Below are 26,823 nucleotides of genomic sequence, written 5' to 3'. Positions count from 1 at the left end.
TTGTAAGTTATTTTGGATTGTAAATTTACAAAAACTATAACGATTTAGAAAGTCTATTTATAATGGTTTTAACAATTTTACTATAGGATAAACTTATTCTTATAAATTTAACATAAAAAAGCCTTTCAATTTACATTGAAAGGCTTTTTACAAGAACTTTAAAAATTTCTTATTTTTTTATTTTGAAAGCTTTTACACCAGGATAGTATGCTACTTCTCCTAATTCTTCTTCAATACGCAATAATTGATTGTATTTTGCCATACGATCACTTCTTGATGCCGACCCTGTTTTAATTTGCCCACAATTTAAAGCTACAGCCAAATCAGCAATAGTATTATCTTCTGTCTCTCCAGATCTATGAGACATCACAGACGTATAACCTGCATTATGTGCCATATTAACAGCTGCAATAGTTTCTGTTAACGTTCCGATTTGATTTACTTTAATTAAAATTGAATTAGCTATGTCTTGAGAAATCCCTTTAGCTAAACGTTCTACATTAGTTACATATAAATCATCACCAACTAATTGCACTTTATCTCCAATTTGTTCAGTTAAATATTTCCAACCTTCCCAATCGTTTTCATCCATACCATCTTCAATAGAGATAATCGGATAATTTCTTGATAATTCTGCTAAATAATCAGCTTGTTCTTTACTAGAACGTACTTTACCTGTTGGTCCTTCAAACTTAGAATAATCATAATTACCATCTACATAAAATTCTGCAGCAGCACAATCTAAAGCAATCATAACATCATCTCCTAAAGTGTATCCTGCGTTTTTAACAGCTAATGCGATAGTTTCTAAAGCATCTTCAGTACCTCCTTCTAGATTTGGAGCAAAACCACCTTCATCACCAACAGCTGTACTTAAACCTCTATCATGTAATACCTTTTTAAGATTATGGAAAATTTCCGTTCCCATTTGTAATGCATGTGTAAAGTTTTTAGCTTTTACAGGCATCACCATAAACTCTTGAAAAGCAATAGGTGCATCACTATGTGATCCTCCATTAATAATATTCATCATAGGTACAGGAAGTGTATTAGCACTTACCCCACCAATGTATCTGTATAATGGCATCCCTAATTCTGCAGCAGCAGCTTTAGCAACCGCTAGAGACACTCCTAAAATAGCATTAGCTCCTAATTTAGATTTATTAGGTGTACCATCTATTTCGCACATTAATGTATCTATATAATTCTGTTCGAAAACATTAACACCTAAAAGTTCTGAAGCTAAAATAGAATTTACATTATCTACAGCTTTAGATACCCCTTTACCCATATACTTATCGCCACCATCACGTAATTCTACAGCTTCATGTTCTCCAGTAGAAGCTCCTGACGGTACAGCTGCTCTACCAAAAAAACCATTTTCAGTTTCTACATCTACTTCAACAGTTGGGTTTCCTCTAGAATCAAAAATTTGTCTTGCGTGAACGTTGATTATAATACTCATATAAGTGTGGTTTTAATTTATTAAATTCAAATTTAATGTTTAATTATTAGCTATAAATAAGATTTACAGTAGAAATACATAATAATCTACCTATAACGTTTTAGTATAATAAAAAAGACAACGAAATATGAATATCGTTGCCTTTTTAATATTATTTATTTTTAATATTACTTATAAACTGATCAAATAAGTAAGATGAATCATGTGGCCCAGGACTTGCTTCTGGGTGATATTGAACAGAAAAAACATTTTTCGATTTCATTTTTAAACCTGCTACAGTATCATCATTTAAATGTAAGTGCGTGATTTCTAAATCTGGATGTGCTTCTGCTTCCTCTCTATTAACAGCAAAACCATGATTTTGAGATGTTATTTCTCCTTTACCTGTTACTAAATTTTTAACAGGATGGTTAATACCTCTATGTCCATTATGCATCTTGTAAGTGGAAATACCATTAGCTAAAGCAATCACTTGGTGTCCTAAACAAATACCAAATAATGGTAAATCTCTGCTAATAATTTCTTTAGCTAACGCTTGAGCATCTACCAAAGGTTGTGGATCTCCTGGTCCATTAGACAAGAAATAACCATCGGGATTCCAAGAACTTAAATCCTCAAAACTGGCATTGTAAGGATATACTTTAACGTAAGCGTCACGCTTAACTAAATTTCTTAAGATATTCTTTTTAATACCAATATCTAAAGCTGCAATTTTGATTGGTGCATTTTCATCACCTACAAAATAAGGGACTTTAGTAGATACTTTAGAAGCTAATTCTAAACCATCCATAGAAGGTATATCAGATAATTCTTTTTTAAGGTTTTCTAGATTATCAACATCAGTAGTAATTACAGCATTCATAGCACCATTATCTCTAATGTAACTAACTAATGCACGTGTGTCTACGTCAGATATTGCCAAAAGATTATTTGCATTTAAAAAATCTTCAAGAGATCCGTTAGAATCTACTCTAGAATAATCATAACTAAAGTTTTTACAAATTAAACCAGCAATTTTAATTGAATCTGATTCAACCTCATTATCATTTACCCCGTAATTACCAATATGTGCATTAGTAGTTACCATAAGTTGTCCATAATAGGAAGGGTCTGTAAAAATCTCTTGATAACCTGTCATTCCAGTATTGAAACAAACTTCACCAAATGCAGATCCTTCTCTACCTACTGCTTTACCATGAAAAATGGTACCGTCCTCTAATAAGATTAAGGCTTTTTTTAATTTTTGATACTTCATAGTCTTTAAAAAAGTTTAGCAAAATTGCATAAAAAAAAGGATAATCTAAAATAGATTATCCTTTTTATATTAAATGCTTATTAACATTTCTTATTCTTCTTCGTTAGATGCTACTGGTGGCGTTACTGTTTTAGCACTACCTCCTCTTCTACTTCTACGAGTAGTTTTCTTAGCTTTATTATCTGCATTGTAGATTTCATTGTAATCTACTAATTCGATCATAGCCATATCAGCATTATCCCCTAAACGGTTTCCTAACTTGATAATTCTTGTATAACCACCTGGACGGTCTCCAATCTTAGCTGCTACATCTCTAAATAATTCCGTTACTGCCTCTTTTTGACGTAATCTAGAAAATACTATACGTCTGTTGTGCGTAGTATCATTCTTTGATTTTGTAATCATTGGCTCTAGGAATCCTCTTAAAGCTTTAGCCTTAGCAACAGTTGTGTTAATACGTTTGTGTTCTATTAAAGAACAAGCCATATTAGCTAACATTGCTTTTCTGTGAGCTGTTTGTCTACCTAAGTGGTTTACTTTTTTTCCGTGTCTCATGACATTTTTTGTTTAATCACCATCTTGCTACAACTCTTACGAGGAGCAAAATATGATGTATTAGTCTTTATCTAGTTTATATTTTGATAAGTCCATTCCGAAATTAAGACCTTTTACATTTACTAGTTCTTCTAGCTCAGTTAAAGATTTCTTACCGAAGTTACGGAACTTCATTAAATCATTTTTATTGAATGATACTAAGTCTCCTAAAGTATCAACCTCTGCAGCCTTTAAACAATTAAGAGCACGAACAGATAAGTCCATATCAACTAATTTTGTTTTAAGTAACTGTCTCATGTGAAGTGATTCTTCATCATAAGTTTCAGTTTGTGCAATTTCATCCGCCTCTAAAGTAATACGCTCATCAGAGAATAACATAAAGTGGTGGATTAACGTTTTTGCTGCTTCAGTTAAAGCATCTTGAGGACTAATAGATCCATCAGTTTGAATTTCAAAAACTAATTTCTCATAATCCGTCTTTTGCTCTACACGGTAATTTTCAATGCTATATTTAACATTTTTTATCGGCGTGTAAATTGAATCAGTAAAAATTGTTCCAATTGGTGCAGAAGCTTTCTTATTTTCTTCAGCAGGAACATAACCTCTTCCTTTTTCAATTGTAATTTCCATATTGATGCTTACTTTAGAATCAAGATTACAGATAACCTGATCTGTATTTAATACTTGAAACCCTGAAATAAACTTCTGAAAATCTCCAGCAACTATTTTATCCTGACCAGAAATTGAAATAGAAATAGACTCATTGTCTACATCTTCTATCTGACGCTTAAAACGAACTTGCTTTAAGTTTAAGATAATTTCTGTTACATCTTCAACAACCCCTGCGATTGCTGAAAACTCATGATCTACACCTTCTATTCTAACAGAAGTTATTGCAAATCCTTCAAGAGAAGATAATAAAACTCTTCTTAAAGCATTTCCTACTGTTAAACCGTAACCAGGTTCTAGTGGTCTGAATTCGAATTTCCCTTCGAAATCAGTAGAATCAATCATGATTACCTTATCAGGCTTTTGAAAATTAAATACTGCCATATTGTTCTTCGTTTTAATTGTTATTTAGTTGCGCGATTTAAAAGCTTGAAGATCACTAACAAATCCTTTGGCTAAATACCAATATGATTATTTATTATTTAGAGTATAATTCAACGATGAATTGCTCGTTGATGTTTTCTGGAATCTGAATTCTAGCAGGAACAGAAACATAAGTCCCTTCCTTTTTCTCACTATTCCAAGTAATCCATTCAAATACGTTACTTGAGTTAGCTAAAGAACTTCCAATAGCTTCAAGAGATTTAGACTTTTCTCTAACTGCAACAACATCTCCAGCTTTTAACTGGTATGAAGGTACATTTACTAATTGTCCATTAACAGTAATATGTCTGTGAGATACTAATTGTCTAGCACCACTTCTAGAAGGAGAAACTCCCATTCTATATACTACATTGTCTAATCTAGACTCACATAATTGAAGTAAAACCTCACCTGTAATTCCAGGAGAAGCGGTAGCTTTTTTGAACATATTTCTGAATTGACGCTCTAATATACCATAAGTATATTTAGCCTTTTGCTTCTCCATTAACTGGATTGCATATTCAGATTTCTTTCCACGTCTTCTTGCGTTTCCGTGTTGCCCAGGTGGGTAATTTCTTTTTTCGAAAGATTTGTCATCTCCGAAGATAGCTTCACCAAACTTACGAGCTATTTTAGTTTTAGGACCAGTATATCTTGCCATTTCTTTAATTGATTTAAGAGTGATTATGAATTAAGGTCTTAATCTTATCCTTCGATAATCGTTAATCTCTTGTTGATACTTGTTAATAATTTCAGTTTACAAATTTATACAAAAAATTAATACCATCTGTAAACAGATGATATTAATTTTTCAATTTGCTGTATTTTAAAAAAAGTAATTAAACTCTTCTTCTTTTTGGAGGACGACATCCATTATGTGGTAAAGGTGTAACATCAATAATTTCTGTTACTTCTATTCCCGCATTGTGGATTGAACGAATAGCAGATTCTCTACCATTCCCAGGTCCTTTAACGTAAACTTTCACCTTTTTTAAACCTGCCTCTTTAGCTACTCCAGAAGCATCTTCTGCTGCTAACTGTGCTGCATAAGGTGTGTTTTTCTTAGATCCTCTAAATCCCATCTTACCTGCAGAAGACCATGAAATAACGTCTCCTTTTTTATTGGTAAGTGAAATAATGATATTGTTAAATGAAGCAGTAATGTGAGCCTCTCCAACAGCGTCAATAATAACTTTACGTTTTTTTGTGCTTTTAGCGTTTGTCTTTGCCATACTACTTATTATTTAGTTGCTTTTTTCTTGTTAGCAACAGTTTTTCTTCTACCTTTTCTTGTTCTAGAGTTGTTTTTAGTACGTTGACCTCTTAAAGGTAAACCAGCTCTATGACGTATACCTCTGTAACATCCAATATCCATTAAACGTTTAATGTTCAATTGTGTTTCAGAACGTAATTCACCTTCAATTGTAAAAGTTCCAACAGCGTCACGGATTGCTCCAATTTGATCATCTGTCCAATCTTGTACTTTGATGCTTTCGTCTACTTTAGCTGCTGCTAAAATTTCTTGAGATCTACTTCTACCTACTCCGTAGATATAAGTTAAAGAGATTATTCCTCTTTTCTGTTTTGGTATGTCTACACCTGCGATTCTTGCCATAATTACCCTTGTCTTTGTTTGAATCTAGGATTCTTTTTGTTAATGACGTAAAGTCTACCTTTTCTGCGTACGATTTTACAATCTGCACTTCTTTTTTTAACTGATGCTCTTACTTTCATCGTATTAGTATCTATAGGTTATTCGAGCCTTAGTTAAATCGTAAGGACTCATTTCTAATTTCACTTTATCTCCTGGTAACAATTTAATGTAATGCATACGCATTTTACCTGAAATATGTGCGGTCACAATATGACCATTTTCTAATTCAACACGAAACATTGCATTTGATAATGCCTCTATTATCGTACCGTCTTGTTCTATTGCTGCTTGTTTTGCCATAGTGAAAAATATTAAGCTACTGCTTTTCTGTTTTTACCTGTTTTCATCAAGCCATCATAATGTCTATTTAACAAGTAAGAATTTACTTGTTGCATAGTATCTATTGCAACTCCAACCATAATTAATAAAGATGTACCTCCAAAAAATAAGGCCCAACCTTGCTGTACATTTAACAACTTAACTATAAACGCTGGGAACACAGCTATTAAAGCAAGAAATATAGAACCAGGTAAAGTTATTTGAGACATAATTTTATCCAAATACTCTGATGTTTCAGATCCAGGACGAATACCAGGAATAAATCCTCCGCTACGTTTTAGATCATCTGCCATTTTATTTGTAGGAACAGTAATTGCAGTGTAAAAATAAGTAAATATTACAATTAACAATGCAAATACTAAGTTATACCAAAATCCGAAAATATCCGAAAAGTTTGATTGCATCCATAAACCAGTAGCTGTATCCTTTAATAAAGAAGATCCTCCTATTAGCCCAGGAACAAACATAATTGCTTGAGCGAATATAATTGGCATTACACCAGAAGCATTTAATTTTAAAGGAATGTACTGTCTTGATCCAAACACATTCTTCTCATATCCTCCAGTTGCAGAACGTCTAGCGTACTGAACTGCGATTTTACGTACTGCCATCACTAATAATATTGATAGCAAAATAATAACGAACCAAATTACGATTTCAAATAAAATCATCATAACGTTGTTTCCAGTTTCTAATCTTGATGCAGCATTCTGTAAGAAAGATTTAGGTAAAGTAGCAATAATACCTACCATAATTAATAATGAAATACCATTACCAATTCCTTTATCCGTAATCTTTTCTCCTAACCACATAGCAAAAATAGTACCTGTAACTAAAATAACTATTGATGAGAAATAAAACACCCCACCTTGACCAAGTAAAAACGCTGAGTTCGGAATCCCAAACATAGGCTGTAAACTAGCCAAATAACCAGGTGCCTGTACTAAGCAAATAGCAATAGTTAACCAACGTGTTATCTGAGTGATTTTTTTCTGACCACTAGCTCCTTCCTTTTGTAGTTTCTGTAAATAAGGAATAGCTATTCCCATTAACTGAACTACAATAGAAGCAGAAATGTATGGCATAATTCCAAGTGCAAATACAGAAGCATTAGCGAAAGCCCCTCCTGTAAATGCGTTTAAGATACCGAATATACCATCAGATGTACCAGCTTGTAAACTCTCTAATTGAGTAGCGTCAATACCTGGTAATACAACTTGTGCTCCGAAACGATAAACTAATAACAGTCCTAGTGTAACTACGATTCTGTTTCTTAACTCTTCAATTTTCCAAACATTTTTTAATGTCTCTATAAATTTCATCCGTTCAATTATTCTTATAAAGTTACAGCTTCTCCTCCTGCAGCTTCAATAGCAGCTTTTGCAGTAGCAGTAAATTTATGAGCTGTGATACTTAATTTAGCTTTTAATTCTCCTCTTCCTAAAATCTTAACTAGCTCGTTTTTACCAGCTAATCCAAGACCTACTAAGGTATCAAAATCTAAAGTATCTTTAATTTTCTTATCGTCAACTAATTGTTGGATCACATCTAAGTTTACACCTTGATGCTCTATACGATTAATGTTAGTAAAACCAAACTTAGGTACTCTACGTTGAAGTGGCATTTGCCCTCCTTCGAAACCTACCTTTTTAGAATAACCAGATCTAGATTTAGCTCCCTTGTGACCACGTGTTGCAGTACCACCTTTACCAGAACCTTGACCTCTACCTATTCTTTTACCTTGATTTTTAACTGAACCTTCTGCAGGTTTTAAATTACTTAAATCCATTTTCAGTATTATTATTTAGTTTCTTCAACAGAAACTAAGTGATTTACTTTTGCTACCATTCCTAAGATATTAGGAGTAGCCTCGTGTTCTATAGTTTGCCCAATCTTTTTAAGACCAAGAGCCAATAAAGTTCTCTTTTGTCTCTGTGTTCTATTGATTGCGCTTTTAACTTTTGTTACTTTTATCTTAGACATTGCTGTTATGATTATCCGTTAAAAACTTTTTCTAAAGAGATACCTCTTTCACGAGCAATCGTTCTTGGGTCTCTTAGTTGTAATAAAGCATCAAAAGTTGCTTTTACAACATTATGAGGGTTTGATGAACCTTGAGATTTAGATAATACGTCATGTACACCTACTGCTTCTAAAACTGTTCTAACAGCTCCACCAGCAATAACCCCTGTTCCAGGAGCTGCAGGTATAACATTTACTCTTGCACCACCAAATTTTCCTTTTTGTTCATGAGGTAAAGTTCCTTTCATGATTGGAATACGAACTAAGTTTTTCTTAGCATCTTCAATTGCCTTTGCGATTGCACTTGCAACATCTTTCGATTTTCCTAAACCATGACCGACAACACCAGCTTCATCTCCAACCACTACGATTGCCGAGAAACCAAATGCTCTACCCCCTTTTGTTACCTTAGTAACTCTCTGTACACCAACTAAACGATCTTTAAGATCTAATCCACTTGGCTTTACTAGCTCTGCGCTTTTGTATTTTTGATACATAATTTCTTAGAATTTAAGTCCTCCTTCTCTAGCTCCTTCAGCTAATGATTTGATTCTACCATGATATAAATATCCACCTCTATCAAAAGCTATAGTTGCAACTCCAGCTTTAAGGGCTTTCTCTGCGATAGACTTACCTACTAATGCAGCTACTTCTACTTTATTTCCTTTTGCAGCAATATCTTTATCTCTAGAAGATGAAGCTACTAATGTTTTACCATTAACGTCATCTACAATTTGAGCATAAATTTCTTTATTACTTCTAAAAACAGCTAATCTAGGTCTAGCTTCTGTACCAGAAACAACCTTACGGATTCTGTTTTTAATTCTTAATCGTCTTTCGTTTTTTGTTAACGCCATAACTATTATGCTGATTTACCTGCTTTTCTTCTTAATATTTCTCCAACAAATTTGATACCTTTTCCTTTATAAGGCTCAGGTGGTCTAAATCCTCTAATTTTAGCAGCAACCTGACCAACTAACTGTTTGTCAAATGATGTTAAAATTACTTTTGGGTTTTTACCTTTATCAGAAACTGTTTCTACTTTAACTTCAGGAGCTACACTTAAAACTATATTGTGAGAAAAACCTAAAGCCAAATCAAGGATATTACCTTGGTTTGATGCTCTGTACCCAACACCAACTAATTCTAATTCTTTCTTCCATCCTTTAGATACACCTTCAACCATGTTGTTAACTAATGAACGATATAAACCGTGTTTAGCCTTTTGATCTTTAGTATCAGCTGAACGCGTAACCAATATGTTACCATCTTCAACTTTAATTTCTACAGTATCAAAATTCTGAGATAATTCTCCTAATTTTCCTTTTACTGTTATAGTGCTATTGTCTACTGTTACAGTTACTCCTTCTGGAATGGCAACTGGATTATTTCCTATTCTTGACATTTTCTTCTGGATTTTAGATTAGTAAACGTAACATAAAACTTCACCACCTACGTTTTCTCTTTGTGCTTGCTTACCTGTCATAACTCCATGTGAAGTTGAAACGATAGCAATACCTAATCCATTAAGAATACGTGGTAATTCAGTAGAACTAGAATATTTTCTTAAACCAGGCTTACTGATTCTTTGTAATTTTCTAATTACTGGTTCTTTTGTTTCCTTATTATACTTTAAGGCTATTTTGATAGTACCTTGAACAGTGCTATCATCGAACTTATAACTTAAAATATATCCTTGATCGAATAAAATTTTAGTCATGTTCTTTTTTAAATTTGATGCAGGAATTTCTACAACTCTATGATTAGCACGCACTGCGTTTCTAATTCTAGTCAAGTAATCTGCAATTGGATCTGTATACATATGTATTGATTTGCGGACTGGGTTTTCGGACTATTCCGAACCTTAGACCAATTATAATTTTACCAACTTGCTTTTCTAACACCCGGGATTAACCCTTGGTTAGCCATTTCTCTAAACATTACACGAGAAACACCAAAGGTACGCATATATCCCTTTGGTCTACCAGTTAATTTACATCTATTATGTTGACGAACTGGTGAAGCGTTTTTCGGTAACTTTTGTAATGCCTCATAATCTCCAGCTTCTTTCAAAGCCTTACGTTTTTCAGCATATTTAGCTACAGTTTTTGATCTTTTGACCTCACGGGCCTTCATTGATTCTTTAGCCATATCTTAATTTTTTTGAAAAGGTAAACCTAATTCAGTTAATAATGATTTTGCTTCCTTATCTGTGGGAGCAGAAGTTACAAATGTAATATCCATTCCGTCAATTTTATTAACTTTATCGATATTTATTTCTGGAAAGATAATTTGCTCAGTAACTCCTAAGTTATAATTACCTCTTCCATCAAATCCTGTAGCTTTAACTCCGTTAAAATCTCTAACACGTGGAAGTGCTGAAGTTATTAAACGATCTAAAAACTCATACATTCTTTCTCCTCTTAACGTAACTTTCGCACCAATTGGCATCCCTTTACGTAGTTTAAAAGATGCAACATCTTTCTTAGATATAGTAGCAACTGCTTTTTGACCAGTTATTATTGTAAACTCGTCTACTGCATGATCTACAAGCTTTTTATCTGCAACTGCAGCTCCAACTCCTCTAGATAATACTATCTTTTCTAGTTTTGGAACTTGCATTACATTACTGTATCCAAATTCTTCTGTAAGAGCAGCAATTACTTTGCTTTTATACTCTTCTTTAAGTCTCGGTGAATATCCCATAACTATATTACTTCATTAGATTTTTTAGAAAATCTGACTTTTTTATCACCTTCAACTCTATAACCTATTCTTGTAGCTTCTCCTTTAGAAGTTAACAATGATAAGTTAGAAATATTGATTGGCGCCTCTTTTTCTACGATACCTCCTTGAGGGCTTTGTGCACTTGGTTTAGTATGTTTCTTAACCATGTTCACACCTTCAACTATAGCCTTATTTTTCTCAATAAAGACCTTTTGGACTTTACCTTCAGAACCTTTATGGTCTCCAGCTATAACTTTGACTGTATCTCCTGTTTTAATTTTAAGCTTTGTCATTTTTTTATCAATTAAAGCACCTCTGGTGCCAATGATACAATTTTCATGAATTGTTTATCACGAAGTTCTCTAGCTACAGGTCCAAATACACGTGTTCCTCTCATTTCACCCGTTGGGTTTAAAAGTACACAAGCATTGTCGTCAAATCTAATATAAGATCCGTCTGGACGTCTAACTTCTTTCTTTGTACGTACAACAACTGCTGTTGATACCGCTCCTTTTTTAATGTTTCCATTAGGAGTTGCATCTTTTACAGTGACAACAATTTTGTCACCTACAGAAGCGTATCTTCTCTTAGTACCACCTAGAACACGTATTGTTAATACTTCTTTTGCTCCAGTGTTATCTGCTACTCTTAGTCTTGATTCTTGTTGTACCATAATTACTTCGCTCTTTCAATTATTTCAACTAATCTCCAACATTTAGATTTACTTAAAGGTCTTGTTTCCATGATCTTTACTGTATCTCCAATATTACAATCGTTTGTCTCATCGTGTGCAACATATTTCTTTGTTTTTAACACGAACTTTCCGTACATAGGGTGTTTTACTTTTTTAACTTCAGCAACCACAATTGATTTCTGCATCTTGTTACTAGTAACTATCCCGATACGCTCTTTTCTTAAGTTTCTTTTTTCCATCTTGTAAGCAGAATTATTGTAAATCTCTTTTAGTTAATTCTGTTGCAATTTTTGCAACCGAACGTCTTACTTGACGTAATTGAATTGGGTTCTCTAAAGGAGAAACTGCATGAGCCATTTTTAAATCTGAATAACTCTTCTTTGTTTCACTAAGTTTCTCTTGTAACTCAGCTACAGATAATTCTTTAATTTCTGATTGTTTCATAATATCAAATAAATTATGCTTCGTAATCTCTAGCGATTACAAACTTAGTTTTTACTGGTAATTTTTGAGCTGCAAGTCTTAATGCTTCTTTAGCTATTTCTAAAGGCACTCCTCCAACTTCGAAAAGGATTCTTCCTGGTTTAACAACTGCTGCCCAATATTCTACTCCCCCTTTACCTTTACCCATACGTACTTCAAGAGGTTTCTTAGTGATCGGCTTATCTGGAAATATCTTAATCCAAAGCTGACCTTCTCTTTTCATGTGACGAGTAGCGGCAATACGAGCTGCTTCTATTTGACGTGATGTTAAAAAATTAGAATCCAATGATTTTATTCCAAAAGTTCCGTTTGAAAGTAAGTGACCTCTACCAGAGTTCCCTTTCATACGTCCCTTTTGCATTTTTCTAAATTTTGTTCTTTTAGGCTGTAACATTTTTTCTGTTCTTTAAAAAATTACTTTCTACGACGTTGTTGTGGCTTTCCACCTTGGCGTCCACCTTTTCCTTGCTTCTTAGCTAAGCCAACAAGAGGAGAAAGTTCTCTTTTACCATATACTTCACCTTTCATGATCCATACTTTAACCCCTAATCTACCATAAGTAGTATGAGACTCAACTAAAGCATAGTCAATATCGGCTCTGAATGTAGATAAAGGAATACGTCCTTCTTTGTAGTGTTCTGAACGTGCCATCTCTGCCCCGTTTAAACGTCCACTAATCTGGATTTTAATTCCCTCAGCATTCATTCTCATTGTAGCAGCAATAGCCATCTTAATTGCACGTCTGTATGAAATTCTGTTTTCAATTTGACGAGCAATACTAGATCCTACTAAAAATGCATCAAGCTCAGGTCTTTTAATTTCAAATATATTTATTTGAACTTCTTTTCCTGTAATTTTCTTAAGTTCTTCTTTTAACTTGTCTACCTCTTGTCCACCTTTCCCAATAATAATACCAGGTCTAGCAGTAGTGATAGTAACGGTTACAAGTTTTAAAGTTCTCTCAATAATTACACGAGATACACTAGCTTTAGATAAACGCGCGTGAACGTATTTTCTGATCTTATCGTCTTCGGCAAGTTTATCACCATAATCGTTTCCTCCGTACCAGTTAGATTCCCATCCTCTGATAATTCCTAAGCGATTTCCGATTGGATTTGTCTTTTGTCCCATATCTATCTTAGCTTTGTGTGTTATTGTTAGCACCAACCACGATTGTTACGTGGTTAGAGCGTTTTCTTATTCTGTGAGCACGTCCCTGTGGTGCTGGACGTAATCTTTTTAACATAGATCCACCATCTACTCTTATTTCTTTAACGACTAATTCAGCATCTTCGATACTTGCATCTTCGTTTTTTGCCTGCCAATTAGCTATCGCTGAAAGTAATAATTTCTCTAAACGATTTGAAGCTTCTTTTTGACTGAATTTCAAAATATTAAGTGCCTTTTCTACGCGTTCACCTCTTACTAAATCGGCTACTAAACGCATTTTTCTTGGTGACGTAGGACAGTTATTAAGCTTAGCAAAAGCGATTTGCTTTTTACCTTCCTTAATAGCGTCTGCCATTTGTTTTTTACGACTTCCCATAGCTTACTTTTTACCTTTATTTTTAGCACCTGCATGACCTCTAAAAGATCTTGTTGGTGAAAATTCTCCTAATTTATGCCCAACCATGTTTTCTGTAACATAAACTGGAACAAACTGACGACCGTTATGTACTGCGATTGTTTGTCCAACAAAATCTGGAGTAATCATACTTGCTCTTGACCAAGTTTTGATTACTGTTTTCTTGTCAGCTTCAACATTAGCAGCTACTTTTTTCTCTAATTTATAGTGAACGTAAGGTCCTTTTTTTAATGATCTTGCCATGATTTCTTATTTCTTTCTACGTTCTATAATATATTTATTACTCGCTTTAGTTTTAGAACGTGTTCTATATCCTTTAGCTGGTATACCGTTTCTAGAACGTGGATGTCCACCTGATGACTTACCTTCACCACCTCCCATTGGGTGATCAACTGGGTTCATTACAACTGGTCTTGTTCTTGGTCTTCTACCTAACCATCTGCTACGTCCTGCTTTACCAGAAACTAATAGTTGATGATCAGAGTTAGATACTGCTCCAATTGTCGCTGCACATGTTACTAGTATTAATCTAGTTTCACCTGAAGGCAATTTAATTGTTGCAAATTTACCATCCCTAGCCATTAATTGAGCAAAAGCTCCAGCACTTCTTGCCATTACAGCACCTTGTCCTGGCCTTAACTCTACACAAGAAATAATTGTTCCAAGTGGAATATTTGCTAATGGCATTGCATTTCCTATTTCAGGAGCTGCATTTTCACCAGAAACAACAGTTTGTCCAACTTGTAAACCATTTTGAGCAATGATATAAGTCTTTTCACCATCTTGATAATTTAACAAAGCGATGAATGCTGTTCTATTTGGATCGTATTGGATTGAAGCAACTTCAGCAGGAATACCTGCTTTAGTTCTCTTGAAATCGATAATACGATATCTACGTTTATGACCACCACCTTTGTAGCGCATTGTCATACGTCCTTGACTGTTTCTACCACCTGATCGTTTTTTCGGAGCCAATAGGCTTTTTTCCGGCTTATCAGTAGTAATGGCGTCAAATCCGTTTACTACTCTAAATCGCTGACCTGGTGTGATTGGTTTTAATTTTCTTACTGACATTTGTCTTTAATTACATGTTAGTGTATAAATCAATCATTTCACCTTCCGCCAGTTGTACAATTGCTTTTTTCTTAGCATTTGTTTTACCATGCTGAATACCAGTTTTTGTAAACTTGGTACTCCTATCTGGACGGACATTTATAGTACGAACTTTTTCAACAGAAACTCCATAAGCAGCTTCCACTGCTTTTTTGATTTCTACCTTGTTCGCCTTAGTGTTCACAAAAAAGCTAAAACAATTGTTTAACTCGCTGTTAGCAGTTGCTTTTTCTGTGATTATAGGTTTAATTAAGATATTCATTTTGTTTCTATTTGCTTAAATTCGACTCAATACCTTCTAAAGAACTCTCTAGAAGAATAACTTGATTTGCATTTAATATTTTATAAGTACTTAATTCTGAGCTCATTATAACTTCAGAGCCTTTTAAATTACGTGATGACAAATATACATTATTATTTGACGTACCCAACACAAACAATGATTTTTTGTTTTGTAGGTCTAACGCATTTAAAACCGCTGTGAAATTCTTAGTCTTTGGAGCGTCAAAATTAAAGTCTTCTAAAACAATAATTGACTTTTCACTTGCCTTAATACTAAACGCTGATTTACGTGCTAAACGCTTCAGGTTTTTGTTAAGTTTAAATGAATAATTTCTAGGTCTTGGTCCGAACATACGTCCACCTCCTCTAAAAACTCCTGACTTAATACTACCAGCTCTGGCTGTACCAGTACCTTTTTGTTTTTTAATCTTACGTGTACTTCCAGTTATCTCAGCACGCTCTTTAGCTTTGTGAGTACCTTGTCTTTGGTTAGCTAAGTATTGCTTAACATCCAAATATACAGCATGATTATTAGGTTCAATAGCAAAAACACCGTCAGAAAGGTCTGCCTTTCTACCTGTTTCTTTTCCGTTTATATCTAAAACTGCTACTTTCATTATTTTCTAATAATTACATAAGCGTTTTTGTGTCCAGGTACACAACCTTTAACAACAAGTAAATTCTTTTCAGGAACTACTTTTAAAACTCTTAAATTTTCAACTTTAACTGAGTCCGTTCCCATTCTTCCTGCCATACGCATTCCTTTGAATACTCTAGCTGGATAAGACGCTGCTCCAATAGATCCCGGTGCTCTTAAACGGTTATGTTGTCCGTGAGTAGCTTGACCTACACCCGCAAAACCATGACGTTTTACAACCCCTTGAAATCCTTTTCCTTTTGATGTACCTGATACATCAACAAATTCACCTTCTGCAAAGTGATCTACAGTGATTGCATCACCTAATTTGTACTCCGAATCAAAACCTCTAAATTCAACGATTTTGCGTTTTACAGAAGTCCCTGCTTTTTTAGCATGACCTAAGTCAGCTTTAGTAGCACTTTTTTCTGTCGCGTCATCGAAACCAAGTTGAACAGCACTATAGCCGTCAACTTCTTCAGTTCTGACTTGGGTAACGATACATGGTCCAGCTTCGATTACTGTACATGGCATATTCTTACCATTTTCATCGAAAATGCTGGTCATACCGATTTTTCTTCCAATTAACCCAGACATAATTTTTATTTATTTGTTATTACTATTTATTAAAACACAAGGCTGAAAAATACGTTTCAGCCTTGAATTGTATTTTAACCGTTTTTCCTTCGCACGAAGCTTAGGACATGTTTCGCTTAATCAACGTTAAACGAGTAAGTTTACTTAAACCTTAATTTCAACTTCTACTCCACTTGGCAATTCAAGTTTCATTAAAGCGTCAATTGTTTTAGAAGATGAAGAGTAAATATCTAATAATCTCTTGTAAGAGCTTAATTGAAATTGTTCTCTAGACTTCTTATTAACGTGAGGTGAACGTAATACAGTGAAAATTTTCTTGTGCGTTGGTAATGGAATTGGTCCAGTTACAACAGCACCTGTACTTTTTACTGTTTTTACAATCTTTTCAGCAGACTTATCTACTAAGTTATGATCGTAAGATTTTAATTTTATTCTAATTTTTTGACTCATTTTATTAAGATTTACGATTCAACGCCTTTAGCTGCTTTGATTACTTCTTCAGAAATATTTGAAGGTGTTTCAGCATAGTGAGAAAATTCCATTGTAGAAGTAGCTCTACCAGAAGATAATGTTCTTAATGTTGTTACATATCCAAACATCTCTGATAATGGTACAGTAGCTTTTACAGTTTTTGCACCTGCTCTATCTCCCATATCACTAACTTGACCTCTTCTTCTATTTAAATCTCCTACGATATCACCCATGTTTTCTTCTGGAGTAATAACTTCTAGCTTCATAATAGGCTCCATGATTACTGCTTTTGCAGCTTTAGCACAGTTTTTAAATCCTAACTTTGCTGCTAATTCGAAAGATAATTGATCAGAATCCACATCATGGTAAGATCCATCTCTTAAAGTAACTTTCATCGCATCAACTTCAAAACCAGCTAATGGTCCATTAACCATTGCCATTTTAAATCCTTTCTCAATTGAAGGGATAAATTCTTTAGGAACGTTACCACCTTTAATTACAGATGTAAATTGAAGTCCAACAACTCCTTCATCTGCTGGCTCTACTGTAAATACAATATCTGCGAATTTACCACGTCCACCAGATTGCTTTTTGTAAACTTCTCTGTGATCAGCAGCTTGTGTAATAGCTTCTTTGTACTCAACTTGAGGTTGTCCTTGATTTACTTCCACTTTAAACTCACGTTTTAAACGGTCTACAATTACATCTAAGTGTAATTCGCCCATTCCAGAAATAATAGTTTGACCTGAAGCCTCGTCAGAACGCACAGTAAATGTAGGATCTTCTTCAGCTAACTTAGCTAAACCTAAACCTAATTTATCAACATCAGCTTTAGTTTTTGGTTCAACCGCAATACCAATTACTGGATCAGGGAAGTCCATAGACTCTAAAACTATTGGATGTTTCTCATCTGAAAGTGTATCTCCTGTTTTAATAGATTTAAATCCAACAGCAGCTCCAATATCTCCAGCTTCGATAAAATCAATTGCATTTTGCTTATTAGCATGCATTTGATAGATACGTGAAATACGCTCTTTTTTACCAGAACGGTTATTTAACACGTAAGAACCTGCATCTAAACGACCAGAATATGCTCTAAAAAATGCTAAACGTCCAACAAAAGGATCCGTTGCAATTTTAAAGGCTAATGCAGCGAAAGGCTCGTCTACACTTGGCTTACGTAATTCTTCTTTTTCTGTATCTGGGTTCATACCAACAATACCTTCCTTGTCCATTGGAGAAGGCAAGTAACGACATACAGCATCTAATAAGAACTGAACACCTTTGTTTTTAAACGCAGAACCACAAATCATAGGAATAATTGCCATATCCATTACTGCTGCTCTAAGCGCTTTATGCACCTCGTCTTCAGTAATAGAATTTTCATCTTCCATGAATTTTTCTAAAAGATTCTCATCATAACTTGCAACCTCTTCAATTAAAAGTGCACGGTACTTACGAGCTTCTTCTTTCATATCCTCAGGGATTTCGATTACATCGAAAGTTGCTCCTTGAGTTTCATCATGCCATACAATAGCACGGTTTTTAACTAAGTCAATAATACCTTTAAAATCTTCTTCGTCACCAATATTTAAAACTATTGGCACCGCGTTAGACTTTAACATGTCTTTTACTTGTTGACAAACTCCTAAAAAGTCAGATCCTTGACGGTCCATTTTATTAACGAAACCAATTCTTGGCACTTTATAGTTGTCTGCAAGTCTCCAGTTAGTTTCAGATTGAGGTTCAACACCATCAACTGCACTAAATAAAAACACTAAACCATCTAATACACGTAATGATCTATTTACCTCTACAGTAAAATCTACGTGACCAGGAGTATCAATAATATTAAAGTGATAATCCTTTGTATCAGGAGTAGGTTCTGCATTTTCTAATGGAAACTTCCATGTACAAGTTGTAGCTGCAGACGTAATAGTAATACCACGTTCTTGCTCTTGCTCCATCCAGTCCATTGTAGCAGCACCATCATGTACTTCTCCAATCTTGTGAGAAACTCCTGTATAATATAGAACACGCTCTGTTGTTGTAGTTTTACCTGCATCAATATGAGCTGCAATTCCAATGTTTCTTGTATATTTTAAATCTCTAGCCATATCTTATTAAAATCTAAAGTGAGAGAATGCTTTGTTTGCCTCAGCCATTTTGTGAGTATCAGTACGTTTCTTAACTGCTGCTCCTTCTTCCTTAGCTGCTGCTAAAATTTCTGATGCTAAACGTAGTGCCATAGATTTTTCATTTCTCTTACGAGAAAAACTAATTAACCACTTCATTGCAGTAGAAACCTTACGGTCTGCACGTATTGGGTTAGGAATTTGGAATGTAGCTCCACCTACTCTACGACTACGTACTTCTACGTGAGGCATAACGTTAGATAATGCATCTTTCCAGATTTCTAATGCTGTTTTTTCTTCGTCTGTCTTTTTAGTATCTACGATGTCAATTGCGTCGTAAAACACTTTAAAGGCTACAGACTTCTTTCCGTCCCACATCATCATGTTAACAAATCTAGTTACTAACTGATCGTTAAATCGAGGATCTGGTAAAAGCGGTCTTTTTTTTGCTGCTCTTTTTCTCATGTCTTCTTCTTAAGTTTTTAATTAACTTTTAGGGCGTTTTGCACCATACTTAGATCTACGTTGTGTTCTACCTGCAACACCTGCTGTGTCTAAGGCACCACGAACGATGTGATATCTAACTCCTGGTAAATCTTTTACCCTTCCACCTCTAACCAATACTATCGAGTGCTCTTGTAAATTGTGACCTTCTCCACCGATGTATGCATTTACTTCGTTACCGTTTGTTAAACGAACCCTTGCTACCTTACGCATTGCTGAGTTAGGTTTTTTAGGTGTCGTTGTATAAACACGAGTACACACACCACGTCTTTGAGGACACGAATCTAAAGCAGCCGATTTACTCTTCTTGGTTATTTTGGCTCTTCCTTTTCGTACTAATTGTGAAATTGTTGGCATATAATTCTAATATAATTTTATGTTACCTCTCTCTAAGAGGGGTGCAAATGTAGTGATTTAATTCAAGTAATCAAACCTTAATGCATTAATTTTCAATAGAATTTAAAATTAAATTTCCACCAGATATTATTTAGTTACTTTTTTACGTTAATTTTACTTTCAACATATAATCAAACAGAATTTGAATTTTAAAACATATACAACTTGTCTAATCTTCATTTTATACGCCTCTATATTATGCAGTCAAAATTTACAATTAAAAGTAATAGGGTTTGATGATAACGAAACTTCAATATTAAGCCAATACAATACCAAAACAACATTTGATTCTTATGAAGAACTTAAACTAAATGTATCTCATATTGAAAATACCTTAAGACAAAATGGTTATATTAATAATCATTTACTATCTATAACTAATAGTAAAAACAAACTCTATATCGCACAAATAGCACTCAAAAATAAAATAGAAAATGTTGTCCTATATATAGACCCTACTTTTCAGTCTAAAAACTATTTCTCTAAACTAAACATAGATAACTTAAAAAACAACACTTTTGAAGTTCCCTATTTAGCATTAGAAAAACTGTTAATTAAGTACAATAAAATAATAAGTGAAACCGGTCAACCATTTTCCACTTTACAACTTAGTGATGTCAAACAAAAAAATAACACAACCCTTTCAGCAAATCTAATAATCACGACTCAAGAAAAAAACAGACAACTAAACAAAATAATTATCAAAGGATATGATAAGTTTCCTAAATCTTATCTAAAACGATTTCTTAAAATCCAGAAAAACAAAACGTTTAACCTTTCTTCCATTAACAAAAAGACACTTCAATTAAACAACTTAAGTTTTGCATCTCAAACTAAACCTGCTGAAATACTATTTACAAAAGATTCAACACAATTATATTTATACTTAAAAAAAACACCAAGTAACAACTTTGATGGATTTATTGGATTTACAACAAATGAACAAACCAACAAATTAGAATTTAATGGCTACTTAAATTTACAACTAGTTAATAATTTAAATTATGGCGAAAGTTTATACTTAGACTACAAAAGTGATGAGAGTGAACAGAAAAACTTCAACTTAATCGCAAATCTTCCTTACTTATTCAAAACACCTATAGGACTAGAAGCTTCACTTAATATAACAAAAAGAGATTCCTCATTTATTAACACAAAGCAAAAAGCAAGTCTTTTTTATCAATTAAATGATAAAACAAGTTTGTACGCGGGAATTGAAACAACAGAATCAAGTCATTTATCTGACAACCTAGAAAACATAGAAGATTACAGCTCAAATTTTCTTAAATTAAGATATCAATTCAGACAACTACAAAATGAAGACCCTCTATTTAAAATAAAGACAGAAATAAATACTGAATTTGGTACCGGAAAAAGACAAGCAACATTAAACAACCAAAGCCAAAATTCTATAGATTTTAATGGTAGCCACATTTTTAAGTTAAATAACAATAACAGCTTCTATATTAAAAGCATAATTCAACTCATTTTGTCAGAAAACTACCTCGAAAACGAGCTTTTTAGGTTTGGAGGTGTTAATACTTTACGAGGATTTACAGAAAATAGTCTAATTGCTAACAGTCTTTACATATTAAACACAGAATACAGATACAAATTAAGCAACAGTATTTTTGTTAACTCTGTTATAGATATAGCACACTTTAAAAACGATAATTTAAACCAAAAAGAAAATCTATATGGATTTGGTTTTGGTTTCGGAATACTTACCAATGCTGGATTACTTCGATTTATTTATGCTAATGGTAAAACAGAACAAGCCTCTTTCAACTTCTCTAATTCTAAGATTCATATTAGCCTAAAGGCGACCTTCTAATTTAGAATAATTCAAACATTTTAACTCATGTTAATTTAATATTAAAAAAAACTGCCTAAACATTGTTTTATTAACAAATTATTTAGATTTTTGGGATAGACTAATTTAATATATTAATATGAAAACAAATTTAAATCGAATTTTAACACTGTTCTTAGTGATGGTAGCCAGTCTATCGTACGCTCAAGAACGAACAATCTCAGGAACTATTACTGATGAAAATGGACTACCATTGCCCTCAGCAACAATTGTTGTAAAAGGAACTTCTAATGGTAGTACTTCAGATTTTGATGGAAACTACTCTATTCAAGCAAGTAATGGTCAAGTATTAAACTTTAGCTATGTTGGGTATGACTCTGTTGAAAAAACAATTGGAGCTTCTAGCACTATTAGCGTTAGTTTACAACCAGGTAATACTTTAGACGAAGTTGTTGTAACCGCTTTAGGTATTAAAAGAGAAAAGAAAAGTTTAGGTTATGCTACTCAAGAAGTTGCAGGTGATGAAGTTTCTAAAGTAAAATCTTCAAACTTTGTTAATTCTCTTTCAGGTAAAGTAGCTGGTTTAGACGTAAAATCTTCTGGTACATTAGGAGGATCTACAAACGTTGTAATTAGAGGTAATGCTTCTATTGCAGGTAACAACCAAGCTTTATTTGTAATTGATGGAATACCTGTTGATAACGGAAACTCTAACAGTGCTGACCAAGTTTCAGGTCGTGGTGGTTATGATTATGGTAATGCTGCATCAGATATTAACCCTGATGACATTGCAACCATTAACGTTTTAAAAGGTGCTGCAGCAACTGCACTTTATGGATCTAGAGCATCTAATGGTGTTGTAATGATTACAACTAAAAAAGGTAAAAAAAGAAAAGGTATTGGAGTAACTTTAAATTCTAGTTATACAGTTGGATCTGCAGATACTGAAACTTTACCAGTATACCAGAAAAAATATGGTGCTGGTTACGGACAGTTTTATGATGATCCATCTGGATTTTTTGGATATACTGATATTGATGGAGATGGTAACCCAGATCTAACAACTCCGTTTACTGAAGATGCATCTTACGGTGCTGCTTTTGACCCAAATTTAGATGTTTACCAATGGAACTCTATTTACCCACAATTAACGGATACTTACCAACAAGCTACTCCTTGGGTTGCAGGTGCTAATGATCCAAATTCTGTATGGAAAAGTGGAGCTACAAGTGTAAACTCTGTATCTCTTGATGGTGGAAATGACACTAGTTCTTTCAGATTAGGTTTCACAAACATGTTACAAGAAGGAAATCTTCCAAACAGTGAAATTAAAAGAAACACAATTAACTTTTCGGCATCTCATGATTTAAACGAAAAACTAACTGCCTCTACAACGTTTACATATACTAAAACAAACGGTAAAGGTAGATACGGAACTGGTTATGATGCTAATAACGTTATGCAACAGTTCAGACAATGGTTTCAAACAAATGTAGACGTTGGCGCTTTAGAAGACGCTTATTTTGCTACTGGAGATAACATTACATGGAATCCAACATCTGCAACAAACCTTTCTCCTATTTACTCTGACAACCCTTATTGGACTTTCTATGAAAACTATGAGACAGATCAAAGAAATAGATACTTCGGTAACTTTGCATTAGATTATGAAATCAACGATTGGTTAAGTGTTTTAGGAAGATTTACTTTTGATACTTACTCTGAATTTCAGGAAGAAAGAACTAACGTTGGAAGTTCAAATGTATCTTCATACAGTAGATATAATAATAATGTAGCAGAATACAACTACGACTTTATTTTAACTGCAAACAAAAACATTACAGAAAAATTAAACATAGAAGGAAACCTTGGTTTTAACTTAAGACGTAATGACAGAAGTAGTATTTATGCACAAACCAATGGTGGTTTAAATCTACCTGGGCTTTATGCTTTATCAAATAGTGTAAATGCTATTAATGCACCTGCTGAATATGAAGCTGTATCTAAAGTAGATGGTTTATATGCTAGAGCAAGTTTAGGATATGATGGGTTTGCTTATTTAGAAGGAACTTATAGAAGAGACCGTTCTTCTACTCTACCAATAGAAAATAACACTTACGGATATTTTTCTGTAGCAAGTAGTTTAGTATTCTCTAAATTTATCGATGCTGACTGGTTATCTTTTGGAAAACTTAGTGCCAACTACGCTGAAGTAGGATCTGACACTAACAACTATAATGTATTTAACACTTATGGTATTGGAACTCCGTTTTCAGGAACAGGAATTGCCTCTAACCCAGGGTCTAAAAACAACTTAGAGCTTAAACCAGAAAGACAAGAAAACTACGAATTTGGTTTAGACACACAATTCTTCAACAGAAGATTAGGTCTTAACGTATCTTACTACCATACTACCAACAGAGATCAAATTACAAGTGTACCAGTATCAAATGCAACAGGATATACTTCAGTTTTATTAAATGCAGGTACAATGGAAAACAAAGGTTTGGAAGTTCAATTAAGCGCTACACCAATCAAAACTGAAAACTTTAGCTGGGATGTTAATGTAAACTGGGCAAAAAACAAAAGTTTAGTTATATCACTTGCTGATGGTATTGATAACTTACAGTTAGCTTCACCACAAGGAGGTATTTCAATAAATGCAACACCAGGACAACCTTACGGAACAATTAGAGGTACAGACTTAGTATACAATGATGCGGGTCAACCAATCGTACAAGCAAATGGTTACTATGAAAGAAGTGGAAGTAACGAAATTATTGGTGACATCAATCCAGAATGGACTGCAGGTTTAAACAATAGTTTTAACTACAAAAACTTCAACCTTAGCTTCTTAATCGATATGCAAAAAGGTGGAGATGTATTTTCTCTAGATACTTGGTATGGTTATGCAACAGGATTATATGATATTACAGCAGGAACTAACGAATTAGGAAACCCAGTAAGAAACCCAGTTACAACTGGTGCTGATAGTGGTGGAGTTATTTTACCAGGTGTACAAGCTGACGGGTCAGTAAACACAGTAAGAGCTAGTGCTAGTAATTATGCAAACCCATGGGGTTATGCAAGAGCTGCAAATAGCCAACACATCTATGACGCTGGATTTATTAAATTAAGAGAAGCAAGTATTACTTATAAGTTTGATGACAAAATTTTAAGCCAAGTTCCATTTACAGCAGCTTCAATTTCATTAATTGGAAGAAACTTATGGATCATTGATAAAAGTACTCCTTACGCAGATCCAGAAGCAGGTTTAAGCTCAGGAAACATTCAAGGGTACCAATCAGGTTCTTACCCATCTATCAGAGAAATAGGTGCGTCATTAAAGTTACAGTTCTAAAAACAAAACATTATGAAAAAAACATTTATAACAATATTATCAGTCGTAACATTGTTCGCTTGTCAATCAGACGAACAATATGAGGACTTAAATAGAGACCCTAAAAATCCAACGCAAGTTGATGCGGATTTTTTATACAACTCTGCTACAAAAAGTTTGTTTAATCAAATGACCAGTACTAACGTCAACAATAATGTATTTAGATTATTAGGACAATACTGGACAGAAACAACCTATACTGACGAAAGTAACTACGACTTAGTTGGTCGTAATATTCCAGAAAGCCACTGGTCAGAAATGTACAGAGATGTATTATTAGATTTACAAACAGCTAGAGCTCAGTCTACATCTCCTGCAAGTATTGCACAAATAGATGTATTAGCTATCTACACTTGGCAACAAATGGTAGATACATTTGGAGATATTCCTTACACGGATGCTTTAGGTCTATCAACGTTACCAAAATACGATGACGCTGAAACTATTTACCTAGATTTATTAGATAGAATAAATGCTGCTATTCCTAATTTAGTAGGAACAGGATTTACTTCTGCTGACAAAATATACGGAGGTAACATGGTTGCTTGGAACAAATTTGCAAATTCTTTAAAATTAAAATTAGGAATTCGTTTATCTGACTTCAATACAGCTTTATCTCAATCTACTGTAGAGTCTGCATATGCAGCGGGAGTATTTACATCTAATGCAGATAATGCATTATTAACTTACGAATCTGCTACACCTAATACAAATCCATTATGGGTTGACTTAGTACAGTCAGGACGTACGGATTTTGTACCTGCTAACACTTTGGTAGATGTAATGAATACACTTGAAGACCCAAGAAGAATGACCTATTTTGATGAAAATATGGGTGCAGGAACATACATAGGTGGAATATACGGTGATAACAATACATTTGGGAACTATACTCATATCGTAGGATATGACGACGGTACATCTTTACACGACCCAACATTACCAGGTGTTTTATTAGACTTTTCTGAAGTATCTTTTTACTTAGCAGAAGCTGGTCATAGAGCATGGAATGTAGGTGGTACCGCTGATCAACACTATACAAATGGTATCACAGCATCTTTTGATTACTGGGGAGCTGCAGACTTAGCAACTTACTTAGCTGATCCTGCTGTTGCTTATGCTACTGCTGCAGGTGACTGGAGACAAAAAATTGGTACTCAATTCTGGTTAGCTATGTACAACAGAGGATTTGAAGGATGGACTGTTTGGAGAAAATATGACAATCCAACATTTAACCTTCCTGTCGTAACTTCTAATCCTGTTCCAACAAGATACACGTATCCTGTAAACGAACAAAACTTGAACGAAACAAACTGGTCTGCTGCTTCTGCTGCAATTGGTGGAGATAGTCAAACAACTAAAATATTCTGGGATGTAAACTAATCATTCCTAAAACATATTTAAAAGCCTCATAAGTTAATCTTATGAGGCTTTTTTTATTCAATTAAATTAAAAATAAAAACGCCCTAAATATTGTAGGAAAAATATTTAATATAATCTTAACATTAGCATGGTTAACAAAATTGAAAAAGTAATTTGAGTATAAAAGCCTTTAACATATTATTAGCATTACTAGTTCACTATCAAAATATTACGACAAACCA

37 protein-coding genes are annotated in these 26,823 nt (G+C 33.9%); 3 read left to right on the top strand and 34 right to left on the bottom strand.

The annotated features are described in order from the left end of the window. Positions 1–169: 169 nt before the first annotated feature. The 34 genes from eno to rpsL form a co-directional block, all read right to left on the bottom strand. On the bottom strand, positions 170–1,465 hold the full coding sequence (eno, locus tag CXF54_RS09805; RefSeq protein ID WP_101203398.1) for a phosphopyruvate hydratase: 1,296 nt from the start codon (positions 1,463–1,465) through the stop codon (positions 170–172). A 151-nt stretch (positions 1,466–1,616) separates the two neighbouring features. Continuing rightward, the gene (carA, locus tag CXF54_RS09800) at positions 1,617–2,720 is read right to left on the bottom strand and encodes a glutamine-hydrolyzing carbamoyl-phosphate synthase small subunit (RefSeq protein WP_101203397.1); all 1,104 of its coding nucleotides are present in this window, start codon (positions 2,718–2,720) and stop codon (positions 1,617–1,619) included. Positions 2,721–2,810: 90 nt separating this feature from the next. Next, positions 2,811–3,275, bottom strand: coding sequence for a 50S ribosomal protein L17 (gene rplQ / locus CXF54_RS09795; protein WP_090841237.1), 465 nt, complete (start codon positions 3,273–3,275; stop codon positions 2,811–2,813). 60 nt (positions 3,276–3,335) lie between these two features. After that, positions 3,336–4,328 carry a DNA-directed RNA polymerase subunit alpha gene (locus tag CXF54_RS09790; protein ID WP_090841239.1) on the bottom strand — a complete coding sequence of 331 codons (993 nt, stop codon included), beginning with the start codon at positions 4,326–4,328 and terminating at the stop codon, positions 3,336–3,338. Positions 4,329–4,422: 94 nt separating this feature from the next. Then, positions 4,423–5,028 carry a 30S ribosomal protein S4 gene (gene rpsD / locus CXF54_RS09785; RefSeq protein WP_101203396.1) on the bottom strand — a complete coding sequence of 202 codons (606 nt, stop codon included), beginning with the start codon at positions 5,026–5,028 and terminating at the stop codon, positions 4,423–4,425. Positions 5,029–5,206: 178 nt separating this feature from the next. Further along, on the bottom strand, positions 5,207–5,599 hold the full coding sequence (gene rpsK, locus CXF54_RS09780; RefSeq protein ID WP_090841244.1) for a 30S ribosomal protein S11: 393 nt from the start codon (positions 5,597–5,599) through the stop codon (positions 5,207–5,209). An 8-nt stretch (positions 5,600–5,607) separates the two neighbouring features. After that, the gene (gene rpsM, locus CXF54_RS09775; protein WP_090841247.1) at positions 5,608–5,982 is read right to left on the bottom strand and encodes a 30S ribosomal protein S13; all 375 of its coding nucleotides are present in this window, start codon (positions 5,980–5,982) and stop codon (positions 5,608–5,610) included. Positions 5,983–5,984: 2 nt separating this feature from the next. Next, positions 5,985–6,101, bottom strand: coding sequence for a type B 50S ribosomal protein L36 (gene ykgO / locus CXF54_RS09770; protein WP_013305171.1), 117 nt, complete (start codon positions 6,099–6,101; stop codon positions 5,985–5,987). A 4-nt stretch (positions 6,102–6,105) separates the two neighbouring features. Continuing rightward, complete coding sequence (gene infA / locus CXF54_RS09765; protein ID WP_007094967.1) at positions 6,106–6,321, bottom strand: translation initiation factor IF-1; 216 nt, start codon at positions 6,319–6,321, stop codon at positions 6,106–6,108. 11 nt (positions 6,322–6,332) lie between these two features. Further along, entirely contained in the window at positions 6,333–7,682 is a 1,350-nt protein-coding gene (gene secY / locus CXF54_RS09760; protein ID WP_101203395.1) for a preprotein translocase subunit SecY, read from the bottom strand. A 14-nt stretch (positions 7,683–7,696) separates the two neighbouring features. Beyond that, positions 7,697–8,149, bottom strand: a complete 453-nt coding sequence (rplO, locus tag CXF54_RS09755; RefSeq protein WP_090841251.1) for a 50S ribosomal protein L15 — start codon at positions 8,147–8,149, stop codon at positions 7,697–7,699. A gap of 11 nt (positions 8,150–8,160) precedes the next feature. Further along, positions 8,161–8,343, bottom strand: a complete 183-nt coding sequence (rpmD, locus tag CXF54_RS09750; protein WP_028283887.1) for a 50S ribosomal protein L30 — start codon at positions 8,341–8,343, stop codon at positions 8,161–8,163. Positions 8,344–8,354: 11 nt separating this feature from the next. Continuing rightward, positions 8,355–8,879: a 30S ribosomal protein S5 gene (gene rpsE, locus CXF54_RS09745; RefSeq protein ID WP_090841253.1), complete on the bottom strand. Its 525-nt coding sequence runs from the start codon at positions 8,877–8,879 to the stop codon at positions 8,355–8,357. A 6-nt stretch (positions 8,880–8,885) separates the two neighbouring features. Then, positions 8,886–9,239: a 50S ribosomal protein L18 gene (gene rplR, locus CXF54_RS09740; RefSeq protein ID WP_090841255.1), complete on the bottom strand. Its 354-nt coding sequence runs from the start codon at positions 9,237–9,239 to the stop codon at positions 8,886–8,888. Between the two features lie 5 nt (positions 9,240–9,244). Continuing rightward, the gene (rplF, locus tag CXF54_RS09735; RefSeq protein WP_090841258.1) at positions 9,245–9,787 is read right to left on the bottom strand and encodes a 50S ribosomal protein L6; all 543 of its coding nucleotides are present in this window, start codon (positions 9,785–9,787) and stop codon (positions 9,245–9,247) included. An 18-nt stretch (positions 9,788–9,805) separates the two neighbouring features. Next, entirely contained in the window at positions 9,806–10,204 is a 399-nt protein-coding gene (gene rpsH / locus CXF54_RS09730) for a 30S ribosomal protein S8 (protein WP_090841260.1), read from the bottom strand. A 59-nt stretch (positions 10,205–10,263) separates the two neighbouring features. Then, positions 10,264–10,533, bottom strand: coding sequence for a 30S ribosomal protein S14 (rpsN, locus tag CXF54_RS09725; protein WP_090841262.1), 270 nt, complete (start codon positions 10,531–10,533; stop codon positions 10,264–10,266). 3 nt (positions 10,534–10,536) lie between these two features. Further along, positions 10,537–11,088 (bottom strand): 50S ribosomal protein L5, encoded by a 552-nt coding sequence (gene rplE, locus CXF54_RS09720; RefSeq protein WP_101203394.1) that lies wholly within the window; start codon positions 11,086–11,088, stop codon positions 10,537–10,539. Between the two features lie 2 nt (positions 11,089–11,090). After that, positions 11,091–11,402, bottom strand: a complete 312-nt coding sequence (rplX, locus tag CXF54_RS09715) for a 50S ribosomal protein L24 (RefSeq protein ID WP_090841266.1) — start codon at positions 11,400–11,402, stop codon at positions 11,091–11,093. Between the two features lie 11 nt (positions 11,403–11,413). Continuing rightward, entirely contained in the window at positions 11,414–11,782 is a 369-nt protein-coding gene (gene rplN / locus CXF54_RS09710; RefSeq protein WP_028283879.1) for a 50S ribosomal protein L14, read from the bottom strand. Between the two features lie 2 nt (positions 11,783–11,784). Next, a complete protein-coding gene (gene rpsQ, locus CXF54_RS09705) occupies positions 11,785–12,042 on the bottom strand; it encodes a 30S ribosomal protein S17 (protein ID WP_028283878.1) in 258 nt (85 codons plus the stop codon). 13 nt (positions 12,043–12,055) lie between these two features. Further along, positions 12,056–12,247 carry a 50S ribosomal protein L29 gene (gene rpmC, locus CXF54_RS09700; RefSeq protein WP_090841268.1) on the bottom strand — a complete coding sequence of 64 codons (192 nt, stop codon included), beginning with the start codon at positions 12,245–12,247 and terminating at the stop codon, positions 12,056–12,058. A 13-nt stretch (positions 12,248–12,260) separates the two neighbouring features. Next, positions 12,261–12,680, bottom strand: a complete 420-nt coding sequence (gene rplP, locus CXF54_RS09695) for a 50S ribosomal protein L16 (protein ID WP_090841271.1) — start codon at positions 12,678–12,680, stop codon at positions 12,261–12,263. Between the two features lie 20 nt (positions 12,681–12,700). Further along, the gene (rpsC, locus tag CXF54_RS09690; protein WP_090841273.1) at positions 12,701–13,417 is read right to left on the bottom strand and encodes a 30S ribosomal protein S3; all 717 of its coding nucleotides are present in this window, start codon (positions 13,415–13,417) and stop codon (positions 12,701–12,703) included. Positions 13,418–13,424: 7 nt separating this feature from the next. Then, positions 13,425–13,832, bottom strand: a complete 408-nt coding sequence (gene rplV / locus CXF54_RS09685; protein ID WP_090841275.1) for a 50S ribosomal protein L22 — start codon at positions 13,830–13,832, stop codon at positions 13,425–13,427. 3 nt (positions 13,833–13,835) lie between these two features. Continuing rightward, a complete protein-coding gene (gene rpsS, locus CXF54_RS09680; RefSeq protein WP_090841277.1) occupies positions 13,836–14,114 on the bottom strand; it encodes a 30S ribosomal protein S19 in 279 nt (92 codons plus the stop codon). Between the two features lie 6 nt (positions 14,115–14,120). Continuing rightward, a complete protein-coding gene (gene rplB, locus CXF54_RS09675; RefSeq protein ID WP_101203393.1) occupies positions 14,121–14,945 on the bottom strand; it encodes a 50S ribosomal protein L2 in 825 nt (274 codons plus the stop codon). 10 nt (positions 14,946–14,955) lie between these two features. Beyond that, positions 14,956–15,246, bottom strand: a complete 291-nt coding sequence (rplW, locus tag CXF54_RS09670; protein WP_090841281.1) for a 50S ribosomal protein L23 — start codon at positions 15,244–15,246, stop codon at positions 14,956–14,958. A 7-nt stretch (positions 15,247–15,253) separates the two neighbouring features. Next, the gene (rplD, locus tag CXF54_RS09665) at positions 15,254–15,883 is read right to left on the bottom strand and encodes a 50S ribosomal protein L4 (protein ID WP_090841283.1); all 630 of its coding nucleotides are present in this window, start codon (positions 15,881–15,883) and stop codon (positions 15,254–15,256) included. Beyond that, positions 15,883–16,500 carry a 50S ribosomal protein L3 gene (gene rplC / locus CXF54_RS09660; RefSeq protein ID WP_090841286.1) on the bottom strand — a complete coding sequence of 206 codons (618 nt, stop codon included), beginning with the start codon at positions 16,498–16,500 and terminating at the stop codon, positions 15,883–15,885. Before rplC ends, rplD begins: the two co-directional genes overlap by 1 nt. Positions 16,501–16,644: 144 nt before the next feature. Further along, complete coding sequence (rpsJ, locus tag CXF54_RS09655) at positions 16,645–16,950, bottom strand: 30S ribosomal protein S10 (protein ID WP_010181931.1); 306 nt, start codon at positions 16,948–16,950, stop codon at positions 16,645–16,647. Between the two features lie 11 nt (positions 16,951–16,961). Further along, on the bottom strand, positions 16,962–19,088 hold the full coding sequence (gene fusA / locus CXF54_RS09650) for an elongation factor G (RefSeq protein WP_090841288.1): 2,127 nt from the start codon (positions 19,086–19,088) through the stop codon (positions 16,962–16,964). A gap of 6 nt (positions 19,089–19,094) precedes the next feature. After that, positions 19,095–19,571, bottom strand: coding sequence for a 30S ribosomal protein S7 (gene rpsG / locus CXF54_RS09645; protein WP_090841290.1), 477 nt, complete (start codon positions 19,569–19,571; stop codon positions 19,095–19,097). Positions 19,572–19,592: 21 nt separating this feature from the next. Continuing rightward, positions 19,593–19,967 carry a 30S ribosomal protein S12 gene (gene rpsL / locus CXF54_RS09640; protein ID WP_028283866.1) on the bottom strand — a complete coding sequence of 125 codons (375 nt, stop codon included), beginning with the start codon at positions 19,965–19,967 and terminating at the stop codon, positions 19,593–19,595. A gap of 181 nt (positions 19,968–20,148) precedes the next feature. Here rpsL and CXF54_RS09635 point away from each other — a divergent pair, with 181 nt between their 5' ends. The 3 genes from CXF54_RS09635 to CXF54_RS09625 all read left to right on the top strand — a co-directional run bounded on the left by CXF54_RS09635 (position 20,149) and on the right by CXF54_RS09625 (position 26,602). Beyond that, positions 20,149–21,840, top strand: coding sequence for a hypothetical protein (locus CXF54_RS09635; RefSeq protein WP_101203392.1), 1,692 nt, complete (start codon positions 20,149–20,151; stop codon positions 21,838–21,840). 118 nt (positions 21,841–21,958) lie between these two features. Beyond that, positions 21,959–25,180, top strand: coding sequence for a SusC/RagA family TonB-linked outer membrane protein (locus CXF54_RS09630; RefSeq protein WP_101203391.1), 3,222 nt, complete (start codon positions 21,959–21,961; stop codon positions 25,178–25,180). A 12-nt stretch (positions 25,181–25,192) separates the two neighbouring features. Beyond that, a complete protein-coding gene (locus CXF54_RS09625; RefSeq protein ID WP_101203390.1) occupies positions 25,193–26,602 on the top strand; it encodes a SusD/RagB family nutrient-binding outer membrane lipoprotein in 1,410 nt (469 codons plus the stop codon). The last annotated feature ends 221 nt before the right edge of the window (positions 26,603–26,823 follow it).

Origin of the sequence: Olleya sp. 1-3, from assembly GCF_002836085.1 — a bacterium.
Classification (GTDB): domain Bacteria; phylum Bacteroidota; class Bacteroidia; order Flavobacteriales; family Flavobacteriaceae; genus Olleya; species Olleya namhaensis.
The sequence above is the reverse complement of the archived record's forward strand: the minus strand, read 5'-3'. Positions and strand labels throughout refer to the sequence as shown.